The organism is Mycobacterium sp. 1245852.3, assembly GCF_001669335.1.
Classification (GTDB): Bacteria; Actinomycetota; Actinomycetes; order Mycobacteriales; family Mycobacteriaceae; genus Mycobacterium; species Mycobacterium europaeum_A.
In genome coordinates, this window is record NZ_LZLL01000634.1 from 1 (window position 1) to 562 (window position 562).

A 562-nucleotide genomic window follows, 5' to 3' on the forward strand; every position below is an offset into this window, starting at 1 on the left:
CGTGAGCTCGGCCTGCCGACGGCCACGGTCGCCTCGCCGCGGCGGATCGCCGAACGCGGCTCACTGGAGATCCAGGCTTACGACGAGATCTTCTTTCCCGGCCTGGCGGCCGAATGGGCGCGTTGGGGCGACCGCCGGCCCTTTGTCGGGGCGCTGACGATGGAGCTGCCGACGGACGCCGACGACGACGTCGTGTCCTGGATCGCGTCGGGAACACCGCCGATTTGCTTCGGCTCGGGCAGCATCGCGCTCGAATCGCCCGCCGACACGGTCACGATGATCGCCGCGGCATGCGCGCGGCTGGGCGAGCGGGCGCTAATTTGCTTCGGCGGCACCGACTTCAGCGACGTGCCACAGTTCGACCACGTCAAGTCGGTAGGCCCGGTCAACTACGCGACGATCTTTCCCGCCTGCCGCGCCATCGTTCATCACGGCGGCTCGGGCACCACGGCGGCAAGCCTGCGCGCGGGCGTCCCGACCCTGGCCCTGTGGAGCTCGGCCGATCAACCGTATTGGGCCGCGTCGATCAAGCGGCTGAAATTGGGCACTGCGAGGCGCTTTT

At 69.0% G+C, this 562-nt stretch carries 1 protein-coding gene; it reads left to right on the top strand.

Annotated elements, in window-relative coordinates; genetic code table 11:
* A partial coding sequence (locus tag A9W96_RS29660) for a glycosyltransferase (protein WP_369830889.1) occupies window positions 1-562 on the top strand: 562 nt, incomplete at both ends.